This is a genomic window from Pseudomonas sp. BB438 (genome assembly GCF_057180225.1).
The window spans coordinates 2,915,457-2,938,841 of the sequence record NZ_CM170001.1 but is presented as its reverse complement, the minus strand read 5'-3'; the positions used below and the strand labels follow the sequence as shown (position 1 = coordinate 2,938,841).

The 23,385-nt window shown below is 65.5% G+C and carries 26 protein-coding genes; 10 read left to right on the top strand and 16 right to left on the bottom strand.

Annotated features, from left to right (window positions below):
- Nucleotides 1–32: 32 nt before the first annotated feature.
- The 5 genes from AC1ZV1_RS13750 to AC1ZV1_RS13730 form a co-directional block, all read right to left on the bottom strand.
- Nucleotides 33–869: a PhzF family phenazine biosynthesis protein gene (locus AC1ZV1_RS13750; protein ID WP_484297221.1), complete on the bottom strand. Its 837-nt coding sequence runs from the start codon at nt 867–869 to the stop codon at nt 33–35.
- A gap of 114 nt (nt 870–983) precedes the next feature.
- Nucleotides 984–2,510 carry an MDR family MFS transporter gene (locus AC1ZV1_RS13745; RefSeq protein ID WP_484297220.1) on the bottom strand — a complete coding sequence of 509 codons (1,527 nt, stop codon included), beginning with the start codon at nt 2,508–2,510 and terminating at the stop codon, nt 984–986.
- Nucleotides 2,511–2,561: 51 nt separating this feature from the next.
- Nucleotides 2,562–3,227 (bottom strand): TetR/AcrR family transcriptional regulator, encoded by a 666-nt coding sequence (locus tag AC1ZV1_RS13740; protein ID WP_484297219.1) that lies wholly within the window; start codon nt 3,225–3,227, stop codon nt 2,562–2,564.
- 308 nt (nt 3,228–3,535) lie between these two features.
- A complete protein-coding gene (locus AC1ZV1_RS13735; RefSeq protein WP_484297218.1) occupies nt 3,536–4,114 on the bottom strand; it encodes a cytochrome b in 579 nt (192 codons plus the stop codon).
- Nucleotides 4,111–5,175: a catalase family peroxidase gene (locus AC1ZV1_RS13730; protein ID WP_484297217.1), complete on the bottom strand. Its 1,065-nt coding sequence runs from the start codon at nt 5,173–5,175 to the stop codon at nt 4,111–4,113. The genes AC1ZV1_RS13735 and AC1ZV1_RS13730 overlap by 4 nt, the downstream gene beginning before the upstream one ends.
- A 269-nt stretch (nt 5,176–5,444) precedes the next feature.
- Here AC1ZV1_RS13730 and AC1ZV1_RS13725 point away from each other — a divergent pair, with 269 nt between their 5' ends.
- Genes AC1ZV1_RS13725 through AC1ZV1_RS13705 form a run of 5 tightly spaced genes read left to right on the top strand, consistent with a single transcriptional unit; the run spans nt 5,445 to nt 8,583 of the window.
- Nucleotides 5,445–5,987, top strand: coding sequence for a chalcone isomerase family protein (locus AC1ZV1_RS13725; protein WP_484297216.1), 543 nt, complete (start codon nt 5,445–5,447; stop codon nt 5,985–5,987).
- The gene (locus AC1ZV1_RS13720; RefSeq protein WP_484297215.1) at nt 5,984–6,538 is read left to right on the top strand and encodes a DUF3833 domain-containing protein; all 555 of its coding nucleotides are present in this window, start codon (nt 5,984–5,986) and stop codon (nt 6,536–6,538) included. The genes AC1ZV1_RS13725 and AC1ZV1_RS13720 overlap by 4 nt, the downstream gene beginning before the upstream one ends.
- Before the next feature lie 49 nt (nt 6,539–6,587).
- Entirely contained in the window at nt 6,588–6,893 is a 306-nt protein-coding gene (locus tag AC1ZV1_RS13715) for a DUF6482 family protein (RefSeq protein WP_484297214.1), read from the top strand.
- Nucleotides 6,890–8,431, top strand: a complete 1,542-nt coding sequence (locus AC1ZV1_RS13710) for a cryptochrome/photolyase family protein (RefSeq protein ID WP_484297213.1) — start codon at nt 6,890–6,892, stop codon at nt 8,429–8,431. The genes AC1ZV1_RS13715 and AC1ZV1_RS13710 overlap by 4 nt, the downstream gene beginning before the upstream one ends.
- Nucleotides 8,428–8,583: a DUF2256 domain-containing protein gene (locus tag AC1ZV1_RS13705; RefSeq protein ID WP_484297212.1), complete on the top strand. Its 156-nt coding sequence runs from the start codon at nt 8,428–8,430 to the stop codon at nt 8,581–8,583. The genes AC1ZV1_RS13710 and AC1ZV1_RS13705 overlap by 4 nt, the downstream gene beginning before the upstream one ends.
- Here AC1ZV1_RS13705 and AC1ZV1_RS13700 read toward each other — a convergent pair.
- From AC1ZV1_RS13700 to AC1ZV1_RS13670, 7 genes are all read right to left on the bottom strand, one after another.
- Complete coding sequence (locus AC1ZV1_RS13700; protein WP_484297211.1) at nt 8,548–9,039, bottom strand: DUF2878 domain-containing protein; 492 nt, start codon at nt 9,037–9,039, stop codon at nt 8,548–8,550. The genes AC1ZV1_RS13705 and AC1ZV1_RS13700 overlap by 36 nt on opposite strands.
- Complete coding sequence (locus AC1ZV1_RS13695; RefSeq protein WP_484297210.1) at nt 9,039–10,307, bottom strand: class I SAM-dependent methyltransferase; 1,269 nt, start codon at nt 10,305–10,307, stop codon at nt 9,039–9,041. The genes AC1ZV1_RS13700 and AC1ZV1_RS13695 overlap by 1 nt, the downstream gene beginning before the upstream one ends.
- On the bottom strand, nt 10,279–11,094 hold the full coding sequence (locus tag AC1ZV1_RS13690; RefSeq protein WP_484297209.1) for a DUF1365 domain-containing protein: 816 nt from the start codon (nt 11,092–11,094) through the stop codon (nt 10,279–10,281). Before AC1ZV1_RS13690 ends, AC1ZV1_RS13695 begins: the two co-directional genes overlap by 29 nt.
- Nucleotides 11,091–12,338: an NAD(P)/FAD-dependent oxidoreductase gene (locus AC1ZV1_RS13685; protein WP_484297208.1), complete on the bottom strand. Its 1,248-nt coding sequence runs from the start codon at nt 12,336–12,338 to the stop codon at nt 11,091–11,093. The genes AC1ZV1_RS13690 and AC1ZV1_RS13685 overlap by 4 nt, the downstream gene beginning before the upstream one ends.
- A 3-nt stretch (nt 12,339–12,341) precedes the next feature.
- Entirely contained in the window at nt 12,342–13,097 is a 756-nt protein-coding gene (locus AC1ZV1_RS13680) for an SDR family NAD(P)-dependent oxidoreductase (protein WP_484297207.1), read from the bottom strand.
- A complete protein-coding gene (locus tag AC1ZV1_RS13675; protein WP_484297206.1) occupies nt 13,094–13,516 on the bottom strand; it encodes a nuclear transport factor 2 family protein in 423 nt (140 codons plus the stop codon). Before AC1ZV1_RS13675 ends, AC1ZV1_RS13680 begins: the two co-directional genes overlap by 4 nt.
- Before the next feature lie 107 nt (nt 13,517–13,623).
- Nucleotides 13,624–14,079: a PAS domain-containing protein gene (locus AC1ZV1_RS13670; protein ID WP_484297205.1), complete on the bottom strand. Its 456-nt coding sequence runs from the start codon at nt 14,077–14,079 to the stop codon at nt 13,624–13,626.
- 122 nt (nt 14,080–14,201) lie between these two features.
- Between AC1ZV1_RS13670 and AC1ZV1_RS13665 the strand changes: the two genes are divergently transcribed.
- From AC1ZV1_RS13665 to AC1ZV1_RS13655, 3 genes are all read left to right on the top strand, one after another.
- Nucleotides 14,202–15,104 carry a MerR family transcriptional regulator gene (locus AC1ZV1_RS13665; RefSeq protein WP_484297204.1) on the top strand — a complete coding sequence of 301 codons (903 nt, stop codon included), beginning with the start codon at nt 14,202–14,204 and terminating at the stop codon, nt 15,102–15,104.
- Between the two features lie 188 nt (nt 15,105–15,292).
- Nucleotides 15,293–15,856 (top strand): hypothetical protein, encoded by a 564-nt coding sequence (locus AC1ZV1_RS13660; protein ID WP_484297203.1) that lies wholly within the window; start codon nt 15,293–15,295, stop codon nt 15,854–15,856.
- Nucleotides 15,856–16,812, top strand: a complete 957-nt coding sequence (locus tag AC1ZV1_RS13655; RefSeq protein ID WP_484297202.1) for an acyl-CoA desaturase — start codon at nt 15,856–15,858, stop codon at nt 16,810–16,812. Before AC1ZV1_RS13660 ends, AC1ZV1_RS13655 begins: the two co-directional genes overlap by 1 nt.
- Before the next feature lie 92 nt (nt 16,813–16,904).
- Here AC1ZV1_RS13655 and AC1ZV1_RS13650 read toward each other — a convergent pair whose 3' ends face one another.
- The 3 genes from AC1ZV1_RS13650 to AC1ZV1_RS13640 form a co-directional block, all read right to left on the bottom strand.
- Nucleotides 16,905–17,813 (bottom strand): alpha/beta fold hydrolase, encoded by a 909-nt coding sequence (locus AC1ZV1_RS13650; RefSeq protein ID WP_484297201.1) that lies wholly within the window; start codon nt 17,811–17,813, stop codon nt 16,905–16,907.
- Nucleotides 17,814–17,982: 169 nt separating this feature from the next.
- The gene (locus AC1ZV1_RS13645) at nt 17,983–18,834 is read right to left on the bottom strand and encodes a diheme cytochrome c (RefSeq protein WP_484297200.1); all 852 of its coding nucleotides are present in this window, start codon (nt 18,832–18,834) and stop codon (nt 17,983–17,985) included.
- A 14-nt stretch (nt 18,835–18,848) separates the two neighbouring features.
- Nucleotides 18,849–19,262 (bottom strand): DUF1924 domain-containing protein, encoded by a 414-nt coding sequence (locus AC1ZV1_RS13640; RefSeq protein ID WP_484297199.1) that lies wholly within the window; start codon nt 19,260–19,262, stop codon nt 18,849–18,851.
- 141 nt (nt 19,263–19,403) lie between these two features.
- Between AC1ZV1_RS13640 and AC1ZV1_RS13635 the strand changes: the two genes are divergently transcribed.
- Nucleotides 19,404–20,915 (top strand): 2Fe-2S iron-sulfur cluster-binding protein, encoded by a 1,512-nt coding sequence (locus tag AC1ZV1_RS13635; protein ID WP_484297198.1) that lies wholly within the window; start codon nt 19,404–19,406, stop codon nt 20,913–20,915.
- A 181-nt stretch (nt 20,916–21,096) separates the two neighbouring features.
- Nucleotides 21,097–21,981, top strand: a complete 885-nt coding sequence (locus AC1ZV1_RS13630; RefSeq protein ID WP_484297197.1) for a DMT family transporter — start codon at nt 21,097–21,099, stop codon at nt 21,979–21,981.
- Here the strand turns inward: AC1ZV1_RS13630 and AC1ZV1_RS13625 are convergent.
- Nucleotides 21,974–23,311: an MFS transporter gene (locus AC1ZV1_RS13625; RefSeq protein WP_484297196.1), complete on the bottom strand. Its 1,338-nt coding sequence runs from the start codon at nt 23,309–23,311 to the stop codon at nt 21,974–21,976. The two genes, AC1ZV1_RS13630 and AC1ZV1_RS13625, sit on opposite strands and share 8 nt — an antisense overlap.
- Nucleotides 23,312–23,385: the final 74 nt, after the last annotated feature.

The window sequence follows — 23,385 nt, the reverse complement described above, 5'->3', positions numbered from 1 at the left end:
GTCGGCCCCTCGCTCCCGGCCGCGTCAGGTCATCAGAACGCAACCTGGCCCGACATGCAGTGCTGAACGGCTCCGCCAACCCAGATGATTCCGTCGACGCTTTCGATGTGCAGCCGACCGCGGCGTCCTATGGCAGTGCCCTGGCTGGCGGTGTACCGGCAGCTCAAGGAGCCTGAGCCGATCAGCCACTGAGCAAGACCCGCGTTGAGGCTTCCCGTGACGGCGTCTTCGTTGCATTCCTCGCCCATGAAGGCTCTGACTTCCACGTCGGCTTCGGCCTCCGCGCCACCCCACGGCGCGATGACGCCGACATTCAGTCCTTGCAGCAAGGCGTAGTCGGGCGTGATCCCCAGCACCTCGTCGCGGCTGGCCAGCAACACGCCTGCCCAGCCGGGGCCGTTGTCCACCCATTGGCAGGCCTGGACCTGACCGGCAGCGAGGCCGAGTCCCTGCTCGATCACTTTCAGCGTCCTGGCATCCAGCGGGCCGCTGCGCAGGAGTGGCGGAGCGGAGAAAGCCAGCCGTTCGCCGTGCCTGCGTACACGGATCAAGCCCGCCGCGCACTCCTGAATGATCTCCGCGTGCTCGAGGTTGTCCTGCTGGGCCAGCCACACCTTGCAGCTTCCCAGGGTCGGATGACCAGCGAACGGCAGCTCCCGTAGCGGTGTGAAGATGCGCACGCGGTAGTGCGCGTCCGGCGATTGGGGCTTCAACAGGAAGGTGGTCTCGCTGAGTTGCGTCCAGCGGGCGAATGCCTGCATCTGCTCGGTTGTCAGCGCATCGGCATCCACCACCACCGCCAGCGCGTTACCGCCGTAGCGGTGTTCGGCGAAGACATCGACCTGTTCGAACTGCAGAGAGAGCGGCATGGAATGTCCTTGATAGAGATCGACGGAGCGCGGCCGACCGGGCGGCGAGACTAATCGCTACGCACGCGTATGGAAAGCATGTCCGGAAGCACGCAGCCCACACGGGCCGCCACGTCAGGCTCTGCGCAGCGGCACTTCCTGCAGCAGCCAGGACAGCGCGAAGGCCACGCCGCTGACCAGGCACGCCACCAGGAACACCCAGTGCATCGAGCCGGAGAAGGCCTCCAGGTAAACCTGCTGCAGCGCAGCGGGCAAGGCGTGTACGTCGGCCGGGGACAGGTTGGCCGGCGATCCCGCGCTGGCCGGGAAGCTGCTGGTGAGTCGGCTCACCAGCGCATGCGAGAACAACGCGCCGAACACCGAGACGCCGATGGAGCCGCCGATGGAGCGGAACAGGGTCGCACCGGAAGTAGCCACCCCCATGTGACGGAACTCGACGCTGTTCTGCACCGCCAGGATCAGCACCTGCATCACCATGCCCAGCCCTGCGCCCAGCAAGGCCATGTAGAGATTCATCTGGAGCATGGACGACTGCAGGTCGAGACGACTCAGCAGCGCCAGGGCGATGACCTGCAGCAGGGTGCCGAGGATCGGAAATACCCGGTAGCGTCCCCACCGGCTGATCAGCCGGCCGGTGATCGCCGACACCACCAGCATCGCCCCCATCAGCGGCAGCATCTGCAGGCCTGCGCTGGTCGGCGTGGCGTCCTTGACCACCTGCATGTAGAGCGGCAGGAAGGTCACCGAGCCGAACAGCGAGACCCCCACGGTGAACCCGATCAGCCCGGCGAGCACGAAGGTGCGGTGGCGGAACAGGTGCAGCGGCATGATCGGTTCGGCAGCGACACGCTGCTCGGCGACGAATCCGATCACGCCAACGATGGCGAAGAGCGACAGGCACAGGATATCGATCGACGTCCACTTCAGCGTGCTGCCGCCCAGGCTGGTGATCAGCACCAGCGAGGCGAGCGCCAGGGTCAGGAAGAAGGCACCGAAATAGTCGATGACATGCTTCACCCGGGCGACATGGGGCCGGAACGCACTGCCGATCACCAGCAACGCGAGAACGCCCAGCGGCAGGTTGATGTAGAAGATCCAGCGCCAGGACAGATGCTCGACCAGGAAGCCTCCCACCAGCGGACCGACAACCGTGGCAAGGCCGAATACACCGCCGAAGAGCCCCTGATAACGCCCGCGCTCGGCCGGCGGAATGACGTCGCCGATGGCCGCCATCGCCACCACCATCAGACCGCCGCCACCCAGCCCCTGAAGGGCGCGCAGGAGGATCAGCTGGGTCATGTTCTGGGCCAGGCCGCACAGCGCCGAGCCGATCAGGAACAGCACGATGGCCGTCTGCAGCACCAGCTTGCGGCCATGCAGGTCGCCGAACTTCCCGTACAGCGGCACCACGACGGTGGATGCCAGCAGGTAGGCGGTCACCACCCAGGAGAGCAGGTGCAGGCCGCCCAGTTCACCGACGATCGTCGGCAGTGCGGTGGACACGATGGTCTGGTCCAGCGCCGCGAGGAACATCACCAGCAGCAGCGCCGCCAGCAACAGCGGAATCGAGGGACGGTTCGTCCCGGCGTCGATGTCGGGAGTCGAGCGCGTGGACAGGGTTTGATCGGAAGCCGATTGCATGGGGCTGACCTGATGAGAGGGGGACATCGTTGGGCAGGAATCGAGCCGGACTCAGGAGTCCGCAGCGGCGGCGCGCTGCCGGTACTGCCGGCCCACTTCCTGCAGGCCCGCCAGCGTGAAGCTGTACAACTGGGTGGAGACCACATCACCGGGCATCTCGAGGATGTCCCGCAGCGCGCCGTGGCCGCCGCGCGGGCCGATCAGCAGCATGGCCCAGGGCGCGGTCACGCTGAGGATGCACGGGATCAGGGAGCGATCGTCGGGGGGTATCCCGGTGATCTCGCTGAACAGTTGCTTGAGCAGCGTCAGCTTCAGCGCCTTCTGCGGATGCAGCACCTCCTGGCCATGGCTGCTGGGCGCCAACGCCTCGGCCGCCAGCACCCGCAGATGCCAACTTTCTCGCCCGCGCGCAGCCTTGCGCACGACCAGTTCGGTCAGCGCGCGCAACTTCTCCGGCGCCGCCTGCTCGTCCTGAACGATTCGCTGCAGGTCGGCGATGTCGAGAAAGCGCCGCCGGGCCTCGCCCAGCACTGCCTGGTAGAGACCGTTCCGGCTACCGAAGTGGTAATTGATCGAAGCGAGGTCGACATCGGCCTTGGCAGCCACGGCCTTGTTGCTGGTTTCAGCGAAGCCGAGGGTGGCGAAAAGCTCGCCAGCGGCTTCGAGGATACGAATACGGGTCGCTTCGCCGTCTTTCCGGGGTTCGCGGGAGGACATGGCTTCTCCTGAGCGCAAGCACACTGCGCACAAGCCTGAGGCAAGCCAAGTCTAAATTCAATTTAACTTTAGACTTGCCGACGAGCTGCGCTGGTAGTGAGGGGCGGCACAGCGATACAGAAATCTCCGCCCGCGAGCGGCCCGACGCCGCGGAAGCCCGAATCAGCCGCCCTTGAGCCCAGGGGCGTCACCTTCATTGCGAGGACCGAATTGCCCCCAAGCAGGGGCGCGATCAGGCGCCGGGGTTCGATGGGCAGGACCTGAACCCAGTCGTGGAGCCCCCATCAGCGCCTGGCTGCTGGCAACCTTCACTGGCCCGAAGACTCGGCCGCCATACCACTGCGCGCCCTGGGGAGGCGAACGCGCCACATACCCGACCAGACCCCATCGCGGAGGAGCAGACCATGCACCAACCCGGCGGCAGCGTGCGCAAGGATCAACACGAAGAGACCGTAGGCGATCCACGTGTGAGCGCAACGAAGCAGGCCGTAGAGCTCCGGGTCGACATCGAGCGGCGACCACACGCGCCATCCCAGCACGCGCAGCGGAAAGTCCGCGGCGCCCTGCATGGCCCATCCCACCAGGGGCTGCGCCAGCAACAGGGTGTACAGCGCGACGTGCATCAGTCCCGCCAGGTGGCGTTGCAAGGGTCTGACAGAAATCGGCAAGGCAGGCCGCGCCGTGGCGATGCGCACGAGCAGGCGGACGGGAAGGAGCACCAGCAAGGCCAACCCAAGCTGCTTGTGCCACGCCACCAGATGAGGCTGGTTGCTGCCCACGCTGGCGACCATGGCGACGCCGATGAACAACAGGGCTATCACCAGCAACGCCATCAGGCCGTGCAGCAGGCGAAGGAGCGGATGGTAGGAGTCGGCAGGTGCTTTCACGGATGAGCTCCCGGGTTTTGGCTGGAAGGCTGTCCTTCAAAGGTCCGGCGCCGGTAGGACTGCGCATAGGCGGATGAGCGCGCGCGCAGAATGGCGTCGTCGCTGGGCTCCACGCCATCGGGCAGAACCAGCGGGTCGAAATTGAAGCCGTAGCAGTCGCCGTCGAGCTGGGCTTGCGCCCTCTCCAGCACGAGAGTGCCCGCCTCGACCTGCGGACGCTGGCCGGGCCAGGCCCGGGTGGGATCGTTCACTGCATCGCCGCTGCCCGCCAGGACGAACCGCCACGCCCAGCGCAGCGGGCCGGATTTCAGGCGTTGGAGCAGGTCCTGCTGCAAGGCGTCGTCGGGCACGCCCTGTGGGTTCAGTGGCGTAGCGGCCAGTTGCGGCACCATCGACCAGCGGACCGCCTGGCGCTGACCGTTCGCATCGATCAGAACAAAGGCATTGATGCTGTTGTAGGCCGTACTGGCGAAGCTGTCGCTTGGCCGGTAGGACGCCGCCCAGGCGCGGAACTCGGCGCTCTCGGGGTGCGCATCGAAGAACGCCTTGATCCGCGCGGGGTCACTTTTGCCCGTCGCCGGGTCAGGTCGCATCGCCCCCAACTGCTCGTAGAAGTCCTCCGGCGTGCGCACCGCGAGCACCGGGGGATTGTTCATCGCCATGCGCCACTGCTGGCCATCGGGCTGACGCAGCAGAAGCGCCATGCTCCGCACCGGCACGCTGGTATCCGCGGCATGGGGGTTGCCCGCCCCCACCGAGAGGCGCCCGAGCACTGGCACCCGCCCCGCTTTCAGCAGCGCAGCTCGCGACAGCGGCGCCAAGTCGCCGCTCACAGCGAGATAACCGCTGAAGCAGATCCCGCGCGGATGGGCGCGACGGTAGCCGGGATGGACGCCGGCATTGGCCTCCATGCGATCGATCAACTGGGCGCTGGTGAGCCGGTCGCCACCCAGCCACCCAGCGCTCCAGGCGAACAGGCCGATAGCGCAACCCAATGCGCCGGCAATGCACGCGCTGCGGAGCAGGCGTTGGTTTCGAGTCAGGGGAAGGTAATGGGGCATGGTGTGATGATTGGCAGGCCAGAGAGCCATTGCACGCGGCTGGCGGAATGAACGGGGCACACGATTATCTATACAAATACCAGATAATGCACACAATTTTGCAGGCAGATTGTCGGCACATACTCGCTGAAACCCTCTCACGCAACCAGCAGGGGTCATTCCCCGTAGTTTTCACTCCGGTTGAAGGGGCGTTGTGGCCGCTCATCCAACTCCTGTACATAATTTATTTTTTGTACAACTATTAGGGTAAGTATTCATGGACCGAGGTCATGCGCGCACCCAGCTGTCCCTTGTTCCTCTGTCTGGGGCTCGCCCTGCTCTGCGGGATGTGGCCCTCGCCGGGCAGCGCCGATTGGCGCAGCGACATTCCGGGCGCCACGCAGGTTGGCCAGGGTCAGTTCACCTGGCTCGGCTTCGTGGTGTATGAGGCGCATCTCTGGAGCGCCGGCGCTCCCTCAGGTTGGGCGCAGGCCTTCGCGCTCGAGCTGGTCTATCGGCGCGCTCTGTCGCAGGACACCCTGGTGCAGGCCAGCCTCGACGAGATGCGCCGCCTGGGCAGTGACGACGCCATCCAACTGGCGGCATGGACGCGCGAGATGCGCCAGGCCTTCGTGGATGTACAGCCCGGGCAGCGGATCACCGGCGTCTACCTGCCCGGCGAGGGCTGTCGCTTCTACGTCGACGGCAGGCTTCGCCATGCAGTGGCCGACGTCCGGTTCGCCCGGGCGTTCTTTTCCATCTGGCTGGACCCGCGCACGCGCAATCCCGACCTGCGCCGGGACCTGCTGGGCCTGAGCGGAGAACAACCATGAGCCTCACGATGCGCCTGTGCCTGATCATCGCCTGCCTGCTGCTGGGCAGCTGCGGCAATGTCGGCGTCGAGCACTACGCCAATGAGCGCCCCAGCCTGGACCTGCCGGCATTTTTCGACAGGCCGGTGAAAGCCTGGGGCATCTTCCAGAAGCCGTCGGGCGAAGTCGTCAAGCGCTTCACGGTGGACATCACGAGCCGCCGCGAAGGGGAACGACTGATCCTCGACGAGCGTTTCCTCTACAGCGATGGCACGCGCCAGCAGCGCGTCTGGACCCTGACTCCGGAGGGCGCCGGGCGCTGGCGTGGACGCGCCGCCGACGTGGTGGGCGAAGCCACCGGACAAGTCGCCGGAAATGCACTGCGCTGGCGCTACCGCCTGAACCTGCCAGTGGACGGCAGTACCTGGGAAGTGAGCTTCGACGACTGGATGTACCTCATGGACGACGACACGCTGATCAATCGTTCCAGCATGCACAAGTTCGGCGTCGAGCTTGGGCAGGTGACCTTGTTCTTCCGCCGCGACAGCACTGCGAGCTCCAGCAAAAGCTGAGGCCGGCGCTCACCTCTTTTACGCCGGCCATGCCGGTCAGGAGCCATCCATGACGTTGCAGGAATTCGCGCAGGCCGCCACGGCCGGGCGCATCCAGGGTATCGAAGTGATTTCGCTGGAGGGCGGCTTCTACGTCCTGCAGGCGCGTCTGGGCGAAGGGCTGCGGCCGCTTCGCGATGAAAGCGGCCAAGTGCTGCACCTGCGCTCCACCACCGAGGTGCGCGAGACACTGGCCGAATGGGCGTCACTGCCCTGCGAGCTGGTGCAGCATTGCGTCCACGATGAGATTTGCGCGTCGCATCCGACAGCCGTTGCGCCGCTTCGCGTTCCACTGTCGCTGGAGCGCCGCGAATGACGGAGAATCCCCGCCGGCTGGGTCTGCTGCTGGGCGACCAGCTGAGCTTCGAACTGTCGCTGTTCGATGCGCTTGACCCCACTCAGGACGCGATCCTGATGGCCGAGGTGAATCAGGAGGCACGCTATGTGCCCCATCATCCGCAGAAGATCGTGCTCATCTTCAGCGCCATGCGTCACTTCGCCCAGGCGCTGCGCGAACGCGGTTGGCGGGTGATCTACGTGACGCTGGACGATCCCGACAACAGCGGCAGCATTGCCGGCGAGGTCGAACGCTGGCATGCCGCCCTGGGTAATCCACCGGTGCACTTCACCGAGTGCGGCGAGTGGCGGCTGGAACAGGCGCTGCGAAAGGGTGCCGTGCCGCTGAGCTGGCACGAGGACCGCCGTTTCCTCTGCAGCCGCGAGGCATTCGCGCGCTGGGCCGGAGCGCGTCGGCAATTGCGCATGGAGCACTTCTACCGGGAGATGCGCCGGCGCACCGGGCTGCTGATGGAGCCCGACGGCCATCCCGTAGGCGGCTCCTGGAACCTCGACGCGGATAACCGCAAACCCCTCCCACGCGGCCTGCGCGGCCCGTTTGCGGCACGCTTCGGCCAGGACGCCATCACCCGAGAGGTGATGGCGCTGGTCGGTGAGCGCTTCAGCGACCACTACGGTCGCCTGGAAGGATTCGACTATCCGGTGACCCACGCCCAGGCGCAGGAGCTCTGGCAACACTTCATGGAGTTCTGCCTGCCGGTTTTCGGTGACTACCAGGACGCCATGGCCGAAGGAGAGCCCTACCTGTTCCACGCCCGCATCAGCGCTGCGCTGAACATCGGGCTGCTGGAGGTGCGCCGGCTAAGCGACGACGTGGAGCAGGCCTATCGCCAGGGACGGGTGCCGCTGAACGCGGCCGAAGGCTTTATCCGCCAACTGATCGGCTGGCGCGAATACGTGCGTGGCATTTACTGGCTGCGCATGCCCGGGTACGCCCAGCTCAACATGCTGGGCAACCGCCGCCCGCTGCCGGCGTTCTACTGGACCGGCAAAACCGACATGCGCTGCATGGCTCAGGCGATCAGCCAGACCCTGGAGCTGGGCTACGCGCATCATATCCAGCGGCTCATGGTCACGGGCAATTTCGCCTTGCTCGCGGGTATCGCGCCCCCGGCCATCTGTGACTGGTACCTGGCCGTGTACCTGGATGCCTTCGATTGGGTCGAACTGCCCAACACGCTGGGCATGGTGATGCACGCCGACGGCGGCTACCTCGGCTCCAAGCCCTATTGTGCGAGCGGGCGTTACATCCAGCGGATGTCCAATTACTGCGGCTCGTGCCGCTATCGAGTCGACCAGGCGACCGGGGAAGACGCCTGCCCCTTCAACGCCCTGTACTGGCATTTCCTCATGCGCCACCGCGAGCGGCTTGGTGCCAATCCGCGGCTGTCGCTGCCCTATCGCAACCTGCAACGCATGGACGATGAGCGCAGCCGGGCCCTGTGGCAGCGCGGCGAGGCGCTGTTGGCGCGCCTGGACGCAGGACAGGCGCTATGAAGAAATCGGCGCTGCCGGAAAAAACCTGCGCCGTCTGCGGCCGCCCCTTCACCTGGCGGCGTCGCTGGGCGCGTTGCTGGGAGGCGGTGCGTTACTGCTCCGAACGCTGCCGACGGTCACCGGCCAAGCGCGAAGCGCAGCATCATCGGTAGCGCGACCGCCCAAACCAGCGCCAAGAGTGCCGCGGAAAGCCCCACACCCAGCGGCAGTCCGACTCCCGCCAGCGGCGCGCCCGCGCAATATGCCAGCGGCCCGCCCAGCGCGCCCAGGCAGGCACCTCGCCAGAGCGGCCGCGCGCCCCAGGCCAGGCAGTGGCGTAACCCACTGGCGAACACCAGCCAGAGCAAGGCCAGCCAGCCCGGCAGGAGTGCCCCGTGAAAATCGAACAGCCCCAGCAGGCCCAGGGCGATATCCAGCACGCAGCCGGTCAGCGCCACGCCGACCATTGCGATGCCCTCCGCCACTCGTCGCCGGCACAGCGCCAGGTGCACAACCAGCCCGGCCGCGACCCAACCCAATAACGCTGGCCGCTGCGCCCCGAGCACGCACCCCCACCACCCCAACTGCAGCCAGATCGTATTGACCAGCAGGAGCAGGCGCCGGTGCATCAGGCGTCCAGGTGATCCGCCAGGCTCGCCCGGCGAGCCGTCGGCCCGGCCCACAGCAGGTGCGCGACGCCGATGGCCCGCTCCTCGAAGCCGCCCTGGCAATAGCACAGGTAGAACTCCCACAGCCGCTGGAAGCTCTCGTCATACCCCAGCTCAAGCAGTTCGGCGCGTGCTTGCCGCAGGTTGTCGCGCCAATGCCGCAGGGTGAGTGCGTAGTCCCCGGCAAAATCCTCCAGATGAACGAGGTTCAGCTCGGTGTGCAGTGTCGCGGTCTGCAACAGCGTGGTGATCGAGGGCAGCGCGCCGCCGGGGAAGATGTAGCGCTGGATGAAGTCCACCGAACGCCGCGCCTGCTCGTAGCGCTGGTCGCGGATGGTGATGGATTGCAGCAGCATCAGCCCGTCGTCCTTGAGCAAACTGGCGCAGCAGCGGAAGTAGTCGGGCAGGTAGCGATGGCCGACCGCTTCGATCATCTCGATGGACACCAGCTTGTCGTAACGCCCGCTCAACGCTCGGTAATCCTCCAGCAGCAGGGTGACGCGGTCCTGCAGGCCGAGCTCGCGGATGCGGTACTGGGCGCAGGCGTACTGTTGCTCCGACAGCGTAGTGGTCGTCACACGGCAGCCGTAACGGGTGGCGGCATACAGGGCGAGACTGCCCCAGCCGGTACCGATCTCCAGCAGATGGTCCTGAGGTTGCAGGTCGAGCTTGCTGCAGATGATCTCCAGCTTGTTCAACTGCGCGTGTTCCAGGCACTGCGACGGGCTGTCGAACATCGCGGAGGAATACATCAGCGTCGGGTCGAGCAGCCGCTCGAACAGGTCGTTACCCAGGTCGTAGTGCGCGCGAATATTGCGCTGCGAGCCGCTGCGGCTATTGCGGTTGAGCCAGTGCAGCAGGCGCAGCGCTGGCCTGGCAAGGCACGCAAGGCCGCCTTCCATCGCGTCGAGCACCTCCAGGTTGGCGACGAACAGACGGGTGACCAGTGCCAGGTCCGGGCTGCTCCAGTAGCCGCGTATGTACGCCTCCCCCGCGCCGATCGAACCGTTGCACGCGACCATCCCCCAGACCGCGTCATCATGCACGTCGATCACCGCGCGCAAGGGGCTGAGCCGGTCGCCGAAATCCAGCAGGCTATCGCCGCGACGCACCTGCAACCCGCCGTGTCGCAGCTGGCGCAGACGGGCGAGCACCGCCTGGCGGAACAGATTACCGGCCAGCGGCGCGGCGCCGCTGGTCTTATCGGCGCTCAGGGTGGGTTCTGTCATGGTCGGACTCCTCGACGGCACAGTGGCCGATACCCAGGCGATGGTCACTCGCCTGGTGGTCGTACAGCGGGATGCGCTTGAACAGCAGGCGCAACGCCTGCCAATAGATGGCTGTCACGGTGCGCAGGCTCATCCAGGGAAATGCCAGCAGGTGCCGCCGCAACGACGTGTCGTCCAGCGGCTGGCAGTGGAGATCGAGATGGGCCTGGAACACCCGGTGGCCGTCATGCCAGTTCTCCATGTGCACGTGCACGCGGGACTGATCGATGAAAAAACGCATCCGGTATTCCATCTCTCTGGGCAGGAAAGGCGAAACATGGAAGGCCTTGGCCACCGCGAACTCCTGGGGAGCGCCGGGCCTCACCGGCAGCACATAGTGGAAGCGCTCGCGCCAGGGCGTATTGCGTACTTCGCAGAGGATGGCGGCCAGCCGGCCTTCGTGGTCGTGACAGAAGTAGAAGCTCACCGGGTTGAACCACAGCCCCCAGCTGCGCAGTTGGGTGAGCAGCTGGATCGGCCCGGCAGGCGACTCGCCCAGCGCCTCACGCAGAAGGCAGCGTACCGCCTGCTCCAGCGGTATCCCCTGCCCCGTCCACGCGGGCAGGTAATCGGCCTCCCGCCAGCTCAGCGGAGCAAAACGCGAGGCGCGAAGCAGCGGCGAGAGCGCCAGCACGGACGATTGCTCGGCCAGGTCCAGCAGGATCATGCCCACCGGATAGCGGAACGCATGCACGCGAGGCAGCAGGCGGCGGTGCAGCACCCAGCCGTGGCACAGGCTGCTGTTCATAGCCGCTCCCCGAAATGACCGGCGACTTCCAGGGCGCTGACCACACCGTCCTCATGGAAGCCGTTGCCCCAGTAGGCACCACAGAAATAACTGTGCAACCGGCCCTGCAGCAGGCTGCGTCGCGCCTGGGCCGCGATGCCCTCCAGGCTGAATTGCGGATGGGCATAGTCGAAGCGCGCCAGCACCTTGGTCGGGTCGATGTACTCCGTCTGGTTGAGGCTGACGCAGAAGGTCACCGGGGCCTCAATGCCCTGGAGCAGGTTCATGTCATACGTCAGCGCGGCGGGCGCATGTTCCGGGCCGCCGAGGCGATAGTTCCAGCTCGCCCAGGCGCGACGCCGCCGAGGTAAAAGGCGGGTATCGGTATGCAGGACGACTTCGTTGCTGGCATAGCCGAGAGCCCCTAGCACCGCCTGTTCATCCATGTTGGGCACCTCCAGCAGGGCCAGGGCCTGGTCGCTGTGGCAGGCGAACACGACCTTGTCGAACCGCTCGCTACCCGCGGCGCTGTATATCTCCACGCCCTGGGCGTCGCGCCTGACACGATGCACCGGGCAGTTCAGGCGGATACGCTCGCGATACCCCGCCGTCAGCGGCGCCACGTAACTGCGCGAACCCCCTTCCACCACACGCCATTGCGGTCGGTTGTTCACCGACAGCAGCCCATGGTTGGCGAAGAAGCGGAGGAAGAACTGCAGTGGGAAATCCAGCATGCGGGTGCGCGACATCGACCAGATGGCCGATCCCATCGGCACGACGTAGTGCTCGATGAAGCGATCGCCATAGCCGCCGGCCCTCAGGTAGTCGCCCAGCGTCAGCGTCAGTGGAATGCGCTGCTCGGCGTGGTCTTCGAGCGCTTCGCGGTTGAAGCGCAGGATGTCCCGCAACATGCCCCAGAAGCCGGGTGAGAGCAGATTGCGCCGCTGGGCGAACAGGGTGTTGAGGTCGTGGCCGTTGTACTCCAGGCCGGTGGCCGGATCGTGCACGGAAAAGCTCATCTGGGTCGGCCGGGAGGCGACGCCGAGGCGATCCAGCAACTGGATGAAACGCGGATAGGTCCAGTCGTTGAAGACAATGAAGCCGGTATCCACGGCGTAACGCTGGCCCTGCCAGTCGACGTCCATGGTATGGGTATGACCGCCGATCCAGTCGGAGGCTTCGAAGACGCACACCTCATGGGCGCGCGCCAGCAGATACGCGCAGGTGAGACCGGAAATGCCGCTGCCGATGATTGCGATGCGCATGCCTTACACCTCCGCCTGGCGGCGCGCGAGCCGTCGCCCGAGCCCGAGGCGCCAGCTTGAGGGCAACGCCCCCAGCAGCCGCAACAGCAGGACGAAGCCGCAGGGGAAAGCGAGCTCCAGCGGACGGGACTCCAGGCGCCGGACGATATGCTCGGCGGCACGCTCCACCGGCCAGATCATGGGCATGGGGAAATCGTTACGCCGGGTCAGCGGCGTATCCACGAAGCCGGGACTCACCAGGGTCGCATCGATGCCCTCGCCCGCCAGGTCGATGCGCAACGATTCCAGCAGGTAGCGCAGTGCAGCCTTGGAGGCGCCATAGGCACCGGCGCGAGGCAAGGCCAGCCAGGTCACTGCGCTACCGACGACCACCAGGTGCGGTCGCACGCCCCGGCGCAGCAGCGGCAGGCACGCCTCGATGCAATGCGCGGCGCCCAGCACGTTGGTCTGCACCACGCGCTCCACCAGGGCCGCCTCGAAGCGCCCGGGCTCGAGGTATTCGCAGGTCCCGGCGTTGAGCACCGCTCGATCCAGCGCGCCCCAGGTCTGCTCGATGTGGCTGACGATCTCCGCCACCTGGGCGGCGTCCGCGATGTCGCCGGGCACCACCAGTACGCGCGCTCCATGACGCCGGGCCAGCGCGTGCAGGGGCCCGGCCTGGCGCGCCGTGATGGCCAGGCTGTGGCCCTCGGCAAGCAGTCGCTCGGCCAGCGCTGCGCCGATGCCGCTGCTGGCGCCGGTCAACCAGACGCGGCTCATGCCAGCCTCCGCTTGAGCCAGGCGATGACGCCGCCCATGACGGGAAGATGCTCATAGAGCAGCGCGCCGGCATCGAAATAGTCCCGATGAAATTCCACCCGCTCACCCCAGCGCAGCTGGCTGCAACCTTCCACGGCGATCAGCTTGCCGCCTGCCAGGCGCGGATGGCGGAAATGCAGGGTCCAACGCAAGTAGCCATGCCCCTGGCCGACCTCGTCGAAGCCGTGAAAGTCATAGCGAAGCTCCTGCACATTGGCGTAGAGCGACTCGAAGTAGCGGCGTAACTCGGCGAGGCCGTCGACCCGGTGCAGCGGGTCCTGAAAAGTCACTTCCTGGCTATAGAGCTCGTCCAGCCGATGCAGACTGGAGGCGTCCAGCGAGGCGAAGCACTTGGCGAATGATTCCAGGAATGAGGGCATGACGGGCTCCGAATTCCTGTACAAATATTAATTTCTGTACAGGTATAAGCGAAGCCTACGGCATTAGTTGTACAAATCAAGTCAACTTGTACAATTTTTAGCAACGGTCATTGGCGGCGGGGAGTGAGCGCGGCAAGCTGCTCCTTGAGCAGCTCGACCTCGGCCTCCAGCTGGCGCACGCGCTCCTGGGCCGCGACATCGCGGCTGACATCGCGCTGGATACCGATGAAGTACGTGAGCTGGTCCGCTTCGTTGCGCACCGGGGTGATCGACAGCTCATTCCAGAACGGCGTGCCATCCTTGCGGAAGTTGCGCAGCACCTGGCGACAGGGCTGCCCGGTGCGAATCGCTTCGCGCACGGCCGCCAGTCCCGCCTGGTGCCGCTCGCTGCCCTGCAGGAAGCGGCAGTCCTGATAGAGGATGTCGTCGACGGCGAACCCGGTCAGGCGTTCGAAGGCCGCGTTGGCATAGATCAGGATGCTGTCCTCTCCCTCCTGCTCGGCCACCACGATGCCATCGTTGGAGGCTTCGACCATCAGTTGCAGGAGCTTGGCGTTGATCATGGGTTTTCCATCCGGTTCGCTGCGATCCGCCTAGGGTAGTCGGGCCACCGGATACTGCCTAGCTCAGCCACAAACCTCACCGCTGGTTTACAATCCAGGCTCCTTTGTCGCCTGGCCGTGCCATGAACGACCTATCCGATGTTGACCCCAGCGATCTGCTGCCCATGCGCGAGGTGGTGCGCCTCACCGGCGTCAATCCGGTGACCCTGCGGGCGTGGGAGCGCCGTTACGGCCTGGTCAGCCCGCTGCGCACCGATGGCGGGCATCGTCTGTACACCCCGCAGGATCTGCAGACCATCCAGGACATCCTGCTGTGGACCGGCCGGGGCATGGCGGTCGGCAAGATCGGCGAGTTGCTCGCCCAGCGCCAGCGGCAGGAGCCGGCCCAGTCCGACGATGAACGCACCCAGTGGCGCGACGCCTTTTCCCGTGCCACGGCGGCGTTCGACCAGAACGAGCTCGACCGGCTCTACGGCCAGGCCTACAGCATCTTTCCCAGCGCGACACTGCTGGAGGAGATCCTCCTGCCGCTGTGGCACTCCCTGCTGACGCTCAACGGCTTCGGCGCCCGCAGCCAATGGGCGTTCCTCGATGCCTTCCTGCGCGCCCGCGTCCTCCTGCGCCTGCAGATGAGTCGCGCGGCCGGCGCCGGCGTTCTGCTGGCCGATGCGGCCGGGACCACGCAGGAGTTCGAGTTGCTGGCCACGGGCCTGTTGCTGGGGGGCGATGATCTGCGCGTCCACGCCCTGGCGCCGGGGGCGCCCCTGGATGAGCTGCCGCTGATCTGCGCAGCGATGCAGCCGGCCGCGCTGGTACTGCTCGCCCACGTGGCGTTACCGGCGGAGGCAATCAAACGCCTGGAGCGATTGCAGATGGCAATTGAATGTCCGCTGGCCTTGATCGGAGAAGCGGCACAGGACATCGCTTCTGCCGCTTCGGGCGTTCCCCTGGTAGCCCTGGGAAGCGATTCCGTCCTTGCCGCGCAGAGGCTGAGACTGCTGCTGCGTGGCGCGTTGCAGCAGTAACCGAACCAGGCAGGAAGGGTCCCGTAGAATCCGGCAACGGACGCTCGGCTTCCCCAGGCCTTGAGAGCGTCCATACTCTGGCTGCGTGCGTCACGGCGTTACTCGTGCGACACGCCGACAAGCTCGCTCATGCGGTCTCATTTGCATGGCATGCACGCGCACTGCACATCTGAGAGGAGTCAGGCGACATGGAAGTCGATCCGAATGCTTCACTGAAAGAGGCGATTACTCAGTTCTATCGCCGTCATGGATTCCCGAACGACGGGGGTGTCGGCGCCAAACGCTGGTCGCCCGTGGGATGCCGCGACTTGAAGGTCTACCTTCCGAATTTCGAATGGCGTCGCCGAGCCCTGCCTCTCCATGACATCCACCACGTGCTCACCGGCTATCCGTTTCATCCTACGGGAGAGTTCGAGATGGCCGCGTGGGAATTTGCCGCCGGCCGTTACCCCAACCCGCTCAGCACGCTGTTTTGTCTTCCGCTCGTCAGCCTGGGCGCCTTCACCATTCCCAAGCGCAGTTTTTCCGCCTTCGTGCGCGGAAAGCGCAGCCGGACGCTGTATCGCGGTTACTCCTACTCGCAACTGCTTGAGCGGACTGTGGCCGAGGTACGCGCCGAGATATTGCCGTCCAGCCCCATAGTTCCAACTCCCCGGCTTTACGCGGAGTACCTCGCCCTGGTCGCCTGTTCGGCGAGCGTCGTTGCGCTGCCGCTGGTCGCCATCGCCTTGGCCGTGTCGGAGATATGCTGATGTCCACCCACGCAGGTGCCGCTGCCGGCGCCTATAAAGTCAATTCGCTGGTACTGGACGATGGCGCCAGCCCGCTGACCGGGATCATTGTCTGGGATACGTCGCGTTCACTCTGGAACAGCTTCATTTTCGCAAGCGCACTGATCCTCGCCCCGGTCTATTTCAGTTGGGGGGCTATCCTGATCTTCCTCGCCCTCAGTGCCGCAACCCTGTGTGCAGGTCATTCAGTGGGCTTCCATCGGCGCCTGATTCACCGCAGCTTCAAGTGCGCGAAATCCACCGAGCGGGTTCTGGTGTGGATGGGGACCATTGTCGGCATCGGCGGTCCACTCTGGACCATCCGCACGCATGACACCCGCGACTGGTCGCAGCGACAGCCCATGTGCCATGACTATCTTGCCCACCGCCAGGGCCTGCTCAAGGACGCCTGGTACAACCTGCACTGCAAGCTCGTGCTCGATCACCCGCCGCGCTTCGACCCGGGTCCGGATATCGCCAGCGACCGCTTCTATCAGTTCCTTGAACGTACCTGGATGCTCCAGCAGCTCCCCATTGCGCTTATCCTTTACGTAATCGGGGGCATGCCCTGGCTGATATGGGGCGTGTCGGTCCGGGTTGCGGCCTGCACGAGCATGCATTGGTTCATCTCCTATTTCGCCCACACCCGAGGCCCTCAGACCTGGCAGGTGGATGGCGCCGGGGTACAGGCACACGATGTGCCCATTGCCGCCATTCCGACTTTTGGCGAGAGCTGGCACAACAATCACCACGCGTTCCCTGCCTCGGCCCGCCATGGACTGTATCCAGGACAGATCGACCTTGGCTGGCAGTTCATCCGGCTCCTCGAGCGCCTGGGCCTTGCCTGGGACATCAATGTGCCCAGCAACCTGCCACGCCGCGAGGGGATCACGGTCATGAAAGCAGGGGCCGAACACATCCTGTACCGGAATGACTGAAGCGTCGGCGCACCGCGAGTCTGGGACTCGCCACGACCTGACAGCGTCCGGCGCCTCGGCCTTGCTGATGCCGACATGCCCGGTAGCGCATCTCAGGGAGCGATGAACCGGCGAACCGCCTGAATCGTCTGGGTGGGCGCCTCCTCCATCAGCCAGTGTCCGGCGCCCGGCACCACCACTTCGGTGACGTTGTCGGCGGCGTTGCGCATGACGATGGCTTCGTTGGCGCCGAAGGACTTCTCACCGCCAACCGCCAGCACGGGCATCGTCAGGCGTGTCTGGTTCGACGCTTCGTTGTCCACGGCATCCTGGCGGATGCTGCGGAACTGTGAGAAGGCGGCATGCATCGCGCCGGGACGCGCGTAGAGCTTCGCGTAGTGCTCGCGGGTGGCTTCGTCCACTTTGTGCGGATCACCGGCGAAGTCGTTCCAGAAACGGTCCAGATAGATCCGCTCGCGCCCAGCTACCAGCCGCTCCATGTCGGCGCCGCCGAAGTCGAAGTGCCAGAGCAGCGGCGAACGAACGATGTCGCTCCATGGCGGGATACCGGGAACCGGCGCATCCATGACCACCAGGCGGTCGGTCTGCTGCGGATAGCGCGCGGCATAGGCATACGCGACCATGGTGCCGATGTCATGGCCGATGACCACCGAGTGCTCGATCCCCAGCGACGCCAGCACGGCCCGGACATCACCCGCCTGGGTCTTCTTGTCGTAGCCGCCGGGGGGGATCGATGACAAGCCCATCCCGCGCAGGTCCGGCACCACCACGGTGTGGTCCTTGGCCAGGTCCGCGGCCAGCGGCGCCCACATGTCGCCGGTATCGCCAAACCCATGCAGCAGCACGACCGCCGGGCCACGCCCGCCGGTGCGCACATGGATGGTTGCGCCGTCTACGGCGACGTCTTGCGTACGAAAGGAAGCCGGGAAGGCTGCTACCCCGGCATGTGCCGGAATGCTCAGGGCCACCAGCAGTGAAGCGCTCAGCAGTGCACGGATCATCGTGATCTCTCCAGGGTATCGACTGGAGGAGCGTAGTTCGGTTTGCAATTCCCACACGGAGAGCCTTGAAACGCCGAGGCCGGGTTGCGCATGAGCACAACCCGGCCGCAGCCGATGACGAGCCCTCAGGACGAATACTCGACTCGATCAGGCAAAGCCCGTCGACGCGCTACCAGGTCGATCGTTTGGCTCCCGGAAGTATCAGGCTCTCCTGGCGTAGCGCCTGTCGTGGCTCCTGGACGCTGCAGTTCTCCGGGGCGAGCCCGGTATCGCTGGCACCGCTGAACACGCACGTCCATGTTCCGTCGGCGGCCTGAGTCCAGACGATCACGGCGGCGGGCTCTTTGCTCGCATCCAGCGAAGTCCCACAGTCGATGCTGGAGGTGATGGTCGTGACCTTGCAGCTATTGCCGGCTCCCGAGCCCTTCGCGGCAGATGGGCGAGGCAGAGCGTATTCCACTGACGGCGCCTGCCCGGCGACGCTGGACGCCTGGGTGTTCTGGCGCGATGCCTTGGGAATGTTCACCCGATCCTCGTCGAAGTCGCCTTTCTCCGCATCACGGTGGCAGGCAACACAATTAGCGGCGCTGCCGATGCTGGGACGGCTGAAGGTCGAAGCGCTGATATCGTCGTGCTTCTTCAGGAACCAGCGCGTTTCCGTGATACGGGGCGGGTTGCCGGATTTCCCGCCCTCGCTCGGCAGGCGATTACCCGTTGAAGCCTGGATCAGGTAGTCAAGAATGACCCTCTCCGTTTCCGGATCAAGACTTGCGTCGCTGCCATAGTGGTTGCTCAGGTCCTGCATCTGCTTCCTCCAGGCATCCGCCGGCAACAGTCCCGGCGGGTAAGCCAGGTGGCAGGCCGAGCATTCTTCGCGCCAGGCCTGCGGGGCGTCGGTGGAAACGGCCAGCCGTTTGGGGCGCTTGTAGTCACCGTGCTTGCCGTCGCCATCGGCGTGACAGCCAGCAGCCGTCAGCAACGGAATCAGTACCAGCGGCAGCAACAGTCCTTTTCTGTTCATGTCCTGCGCTCCGGCTACTTCAGGTTGCTGATCCAGGAAATGAAATCGCCCTTTTCCCGAGCACTGCATTCACGTCCGAACACGTCGTTGCAGTTGCGCCGGAACCACTTTTCCACTTTCTTCACGTCCGTGAAGCGCGCGGGTGCAGCACTCGGCGCCAGGGGATCGATCTTGCGGAACGTCAGCGTCTTGCCGGCCTTCATCGGGTCCTCGCCGTGGCAGGTGGTGCAACTCATGTTCTTGCCATCGCGGAGCTCTTCACGCCCGTACAGGGCCTTGCCGCGTTCAGCGGAAAAACCGGCGAAATTCGGGTCCTGCTGACGTGCCTGGTTTGCATAGTTGTCGAGCATTGCCGTTGGATCAGCGGCCAGGGACAAACCGGAGAACAGCGAACTCAGGATGGTGGCAATCAAGATGGATTGGCGCATGGGTACTTCCCCCTCAGAAAAGTCACACAAACGCTATGGTCTTTTTCTTAATCCAAGCTGAAATACCGCGCCAGAGCGGTTCAGGAACAATTAAGGATGTGCGCCTAGAACCCTTTCCTGATTTGAAAGGGAGTGCTCGGCATGAATCCGTACCATCGGTTCCGTCTCTATCACTGGTCGCTCGCAGCGCTTTTCGCGGGGACTTATCTCAGTGGCGACAGCGCTGAAACCTTGCATGTATGGCTGGGCTATGGACTCATCGCCCTGTTGTGCAGCCGACTACTGGCCGCGTGCTGTGCGGCCGACGGATTTCCCCGGCTACTTGCCCCTCGACGCACGACGGGAGCGGCGAAAGCGCGGTTCGGCAAGGCGCTGACCGCTACCCTGCTGGCCACACTGGCAACGTGCTCGGCGCTGGGCTGGCTGATGATCGACAATGTGGATTTCATCAACTCGGCCATTCCGCTGGGGCTGCCGGATGCGTGGAAGCTGAGCGGACTGGATGGCGAAAGCCTCCCCGTCGATTCCGCCGACACCCATGAGTTCCTCGCCAACCTCGCGTTGGGGCTGGTCGGCGCCCATCTGGGTTTTCTCCTTCTGTTTGCCCGCAAGCCTGCCTGGATGCTGCTGGCGGGCCGGCGCAGAACGGCAGCGCGCGACGACCTGATCTCGCTGCGGGTTCAAGCCATCCAGGAAGAAACAGCGGAGAGTCGCTCTCTGGAACTGGTTTCCGCGATTGCCGGTCATCCGCTGCCGGCCTACCAGCCGGGTCAGTACCTCCACCTCCAGGTGCCCTGTGGTGATCTGCCGGTGTGGCGCTGCTATTCGCTCTCCAGCACACCGGGGCTCGACGATTACCTGCGGATCACGGTGAAGCGCGTCCCGGGTGGCCGGGCCTCTAACTGGCTCCTGAACGAAGCGGCAACGGGCACGACCTTGCACGCGAAGGCGCCTGCCGGTTCGTTCACCCATCCCAACCGGTCAGGCGATGTCCTGCTGCTGGCTGCCGGCAGTGGCATCACCCCGATCTATTCGATCCTGCGCGACGTGCTGGAGAACGGCAGCGGCCGCGTTCGACTGCTCTACCTGAACCAGTCGCCGGCCTCCGCGATCTTTGCCGCCTCGCTGCAGACCCTGCTGCGACACCACGCGCACCGCTTCAGCATGCACAACCGCTACAGCGACGAGCACGGCCGGCCTGATCGGGAGGAATTGCTGAGGCTCCTGCCGCAGTGGGCAGGTGAAGAAGTGTTCATCTGTGGAAGCGCCGAGTTCATGGACCTGGCCAGCGACTGCCTGCGCGAACTCGGAGCGCCTCCCCATCGCGTCCATCGCGAGCACTTTGCCGGGCCCAGCCGGCTCCCGGCGCCAGCGGGCGCAGTGACCCACCGCATCCAGGTCGAACTCAGCCGACAGACCGCTCAGGTCGACGGCTACGCGGGGGATGTACTCCTGGACAGCCTGGAACGTGCCGGCCTCCAGCCGCCGACCGGATGCCGTAGCGGCCAGTGCGGAGCGTGCCGCTGCAGAGTCGTGACGGGTGAGGTCCGCCTGCGCCACAACGAGGTGCTGAGCGACAAGGAGATCGCACAGGGCTGGACCCTGGCCTGCCAGGCGGAGGTCAGTGGAGACGCCGTACAGGTGCGTTTCTGAAGGGGCCATGGACGTGCTGCCGCTCCTCGCGTCGGACAGGAACCGGCCGCTGGCAGAGCGAAACGTCGGTACGCCGCCTTCCCAAGCATCCTCGGCGCCCGGCAAGATAGCCACATTCCAATTACCACATTGGCCGCCGCACGTTGGTGGCCCTTTCTCTGCCTTGCGCCACCGGAGTCGTATGCAACCGCGCGACCTTGCCGCCTACCTGTTCCTCGCGATCAGCTGGGGGCTGTCCTTTCTCGTGCTGCTCAAGGCCATTGCCGGTTTCGGCTGGGTCGGCGCCGTCAGCTTCCGCGCGCTGATCGCCAGCTTCACGCTGTTCGCGGTGGCGAAGCTGTCCGGGCGCCGGCTGAATTTCGAGGGTTTGTGGAAGCCATTGTGCGTGGTGGGCGCGACCACGGTGGCCGGCCAACTGATCGGCATGACCTACGCAACCCCGCGCATCGGCACCGCCATGGCGGCGATCTTCGTCGCGGGGATTCCGCTGTTCTCCATGCTCATCGGCCGCGTCTGGGGCCTGGAGCGCATCACCTGGAGTGGCCTGGGCGGCCTGGTGCTGGGCTTCTGCGGCATGGTGCTGCTGGTAGGTTTCCCAGCAGTGCCGATCACCCACGAATTCATCCTCGGCAGCGCGGCCTCGGTGTTCGGTGCAGTGTGCGCCGCCTTCGGCAGCAACTACGCCAGTCTCAAGCTGCGCACCGCCGGCCCCTGGGAAGTGACCTGCGGCGCGTTCGGGATCGGCGGCCTGCTGACCCTGCCGCTGCTGATCTGGGTGCCGGTGCCGGGCACGCCGCAACCGGTCGATTTCCTCTTCCTGCTGCTCTGCGGTTGCGTGCTCAGCGCGGTGAACTACGTCGTCTACTTCCAGCTCGTCTCGCGCATCGGCGCGACCAGAACCATCAGCGTGGAATTCGTCGTCACCGTGGTCGCCGTGCTGGTGGGCGCGCTGGTGCTGGGTGAAAGCCTGTCGCTGATGCAGGGCGTCGGCGCGCTGATCATCCTGATCGGCTGCGCCCTGGTGCTCGGCCTGATGCCTGGCATCAAGGCGCGCGCGGTCAGTTGAGCGCCTGCACGGCCGCCGCGCCTGGCGCCGCATCGTCGCGGTCGATCATCTCCATCGGCAGGCGCGAGGTTTCCCGCAGCAGCCAGGAACACACTGCTACCAGCAACAACGCCGCCGCGCCATAGAGCGCCACGCCGAACGGGTTGCGCCCGGTGGCGATAAGGATGGCGGTGGCGATGCTCGACGCCGTTCCGCCGCCCAGTGCCGCGCCGATCTGGTAGCTGAAGGAAATCCCCGAATAGCGCATTTCCCGCGGGAACTGCTCGGCAAGGAAGGCCGGGATCGGCCCCTGCGTCGCGCCCATGAAGAAGCCCACGGCGATGTAGGCCAGCAGCGCCAGCGGCAGGTTGTGCAGGCCGATCAGCGGGAAGAAGGCAAACAATCCCAGCGCCATGATCGCCGCCCCGAAGATCATCACCGCGCGGCGACCAAAACGGTCCGACAGATGCCCGAAGAACGGCGCGGACGCGACGATGGCCACCGACAGCGAGAAGTCGAACAGCAGCGCATGGCTGCTGCTGTAGCCGATATCGGTCGCATAGGCGAGGAAGAAGGTGCTGCCAATGTAGGCGATGGTGACGTAACCGAAGGCAATACCGATGCACAGCAGCAGCTCACGCGGGCGGCGGCGGAAGGCTTCCATCAGCGGCAGGCGCGCGTCGGCTTTCGGAGCGGCCTTGGGCTGCGCGGCGGTGTTCTGCAGGCGCGCATAGAGGCCGATCAGCACCAGCAGGCCGCCAAGCCAGAACGGGATGCGCCAGGCGATGCCGCTGAGGTCATCGTCGAAGGCGAAGCTGACGATGGCGAACACCGCCGAGCCGAAGATGCCGCCGATACCGATGCCCATGCTGGTGAAGCTGCCCCAGAGTCCACGACGCCCCTTGGGTGCGACCTCGATACCGAACAGCGCCGCCCCGCCCCACTCGCCGCCGGCGGCAAAACCCTGCACCAGGCGCAGGGCCACCAGCAGGATGGGCGCGGCCGCGCCGATGCTTGCGTGGGTCGGCAGGAAGCCGATCAGCAAGGTGCTCAGGCCCATCAGCACGAGGGTGGCGACCAGCGCTTTCTGTCGGCCATAGCGGTCACCCAGGTGACCGAATACCACGCCGCCCAGCGGGCGGGCGAAGAAACCGGCACCGAACGCCGCGAAGGCGACCAGCACGGCGGTCAGACGATCCATGCCGGGGAAGAACAGCTGCGGGAAGATCAGCGCGGCGGCATAGCCGTAGATGACGAAATCGTAGAATTCCAGCGCGGTGCCCATGCCGGAGACGCAGAAGGTGCGAAAGGCCGAGCGCGAGCCCGGCTCGGCAGGCGTGTGGTCGATCATGGCGGTTCACTCTTGTTTTTGTGGCAACACGAAACCCGCGCGGCGGCCGGCTGGCCGCCACGGAGGCGTTGGTT

Excerpts from the sequence above, each read along its gene's own strand:
- AC1ZV1_RS13680 (WP_484297207.1), bottom strand. The coding sequence starts at position 13,097 with ATGAGCCGCGTCTGGTTGACCGGCGCCAGCAGCGGCATCGGCGCAGCG.
- AC1ZV1_RS13700 (WP_484297211.1), bottom strand. The coding sequence starts at position 9,039 with ATGCACCGGCGCCTGCTCCTGCTGGTCAATACGATCTGGCTGCAGTTG.
- AC1ZV1_RS13750 (WP_484297221.1), bottom strand. The coding sequence starts at position 869 with ATGCCGCTCTCTCTGCAGTTCGAACAGGTCGATGTCTTCGCCGAACAC.
- AC1ZV1_RS13650 (WP_484297201.1), bottom strand. The coding sequence starts at position 17,813 with ATGATCCGTGCACTGCTGAGCGCTTCACTGCTGGTGGCCCTGAGCATT.
- AC1ZV1_RS13675 (WP_484297206.1), bottom strand. The coding sequence starts at position 13,516 with ATGCCCTCATTCCTGGAATCATTCGCCAAGTGCTTCGCCTCGCTGGAC.
- AC1ZV1_RS13660 (WP_484297203.1), top strand. The coding sequence starts at position 15,293 with ATGGAAGTCGATCCGAATGCTTCACTGAAAGAGGCGATTACTCAGTTC.
- AC1ZV1_RS13630 (WP_484297197.1), top strand. The coding sequence starts at position 21,097 with ATGCAACCGCGCGACCTTGCCGCCTACCTGTTCCTCGCGATCAGCTGG.
- AC1ZV1_RS13690 (WP_484297209.1), bottom strand. The coding sequence starts at position 11,094 with ATGAACAGCAGCCTGTGCCACGGCTGGGTGCTGCACCGCCGCCTGCTG.
- AC1ZV1_RS13695 (WP_484297210.1), bottom strand. The coding sequence starts at position 10,307 with ATGACAGAACCCACCCTGAGCGCCGATAAGACCAGCGGCGCCGCGCCG.
- AC1ZV1_RS13745 (WP_484297220.1), bottom strand. The coding sequence starts at position 2,510 with ATGCAATCGGCTTCCGATCAAACCCTGTCCACGCGCTCGACTCCCGAC.
- AC1ZV1_RS13645 (WP_484297200.1), bottom strand. The coding sequence starts at position 18,834 with ATGAACAGAAAAGGACTGTTGCTGCCGCTGGTACTGATTCCGTTGCTG.
- AC1ZV1_RS13665 (WP_484297204.1), top strand. The coding sequence starts at position 14,202 with ATGAACGACCTATCCGATGTTGACCCCAGCGATCTGCTGCCCATGCGC.
- AC1ZV1_RS13685 (WP_484297208.1), bottom strand. The coding sequence starts at position 12,338 with ATGCGCATCGCAATCATCGGCAGCGGCATTTCCGGTCTCACCTGCGCG.
- AC1ZV1_RS13625 (WP_484297196.1), bottom strand. The coding sequence starts at position 23,311 with ATGATCGACCACACGCCTGCCGAGCCGGGCTCGCGCTCGGCCTTTCGC.
- AC1ZV1_RS13705 (WP_484297212.1), top strand. The coding sequence starts at position 8,428 with ATGAAGAAATCGGCGCTGCCGGAAAAAACCTGCGCCGTCTGCGGCCGC.
- AC1ZV1_RS13720 (WP_484297215.1), top strand. The coding sequence starts at position 5,984 with ATGAGCCTCACGATGCGCCTGTGCCTGATCATCGCCTGCCTGCTGCTG.
- AC1ZV1_RS13730 (WP_484297217.1), bottom strand. The coding sequence starts at position 5,175 with ATGCCCCATTACCTTCCCCTGACTCGAAACCAACGCCTGCTCCGCAGC.
- AC1ZV1_RS13655 (WP_484297202.1), top strand. The coding sequence starts at position 15,856 with ATGTCCACCCACGCAGGTGCCGCTGCCGGCGCCTATAAAGTCAATTCG.
- AC1ZV1_RS13710 (WP_484297213.1), top strand. The coding sequence starts at position 6,890 with ATGACGGAGAATCCCCGCCGGCTGGGTCTGCTGCTGGGCGACCAGCTG.
- AC1ZV1_RS13725 (WP_484297216.1), top strand. The coding sequence starts at position 5,445 with ATGCGCGCACCCAGCTGTCCCTTGTTCCTCTGTCTGGGGCTCGCCCTG.
- AC1ZV1_RS13640 (WP_484297199.1), bottom strand. The coding sequence starts at position 19,262 with ATGCGCCAATCCATCTTGATTGCCACCATCCTGAGTTCGCTGTTCTCC.
- AC1ZV1_RS13740 (WP_484297219.1), bottom strand. The coding sequence starts at position 3,227 with ATGTCCTCCCGCGAACCCCGGAAAGACGGCGAAGCGACCCGTATTCGT.
- AC1ZV1_RS13635 (WP_484297198.1), top strand. The coding sequence starts at position 19,404 with ATGAATCCGTACCATCGGTTCCGTCTCTATCACTGGTCGCTCGCAGCG.
- AC1ZV1_RS13715 (WP_484297214.1), top strand. The coding sequence starts at position 6,588 with ATGACGTTGCAGGAATTCGCGCAGGCCGCCACGGCCGGGCGCATCCAG.
- AC1ZV1_RS13670 (WP_484297205.1), bottom strand. The coding sequence starts at position 14,079 with ATGATCAACGCCAAGCTCCTGCAACTGATGGTCGAAGCCTCCAACGAT.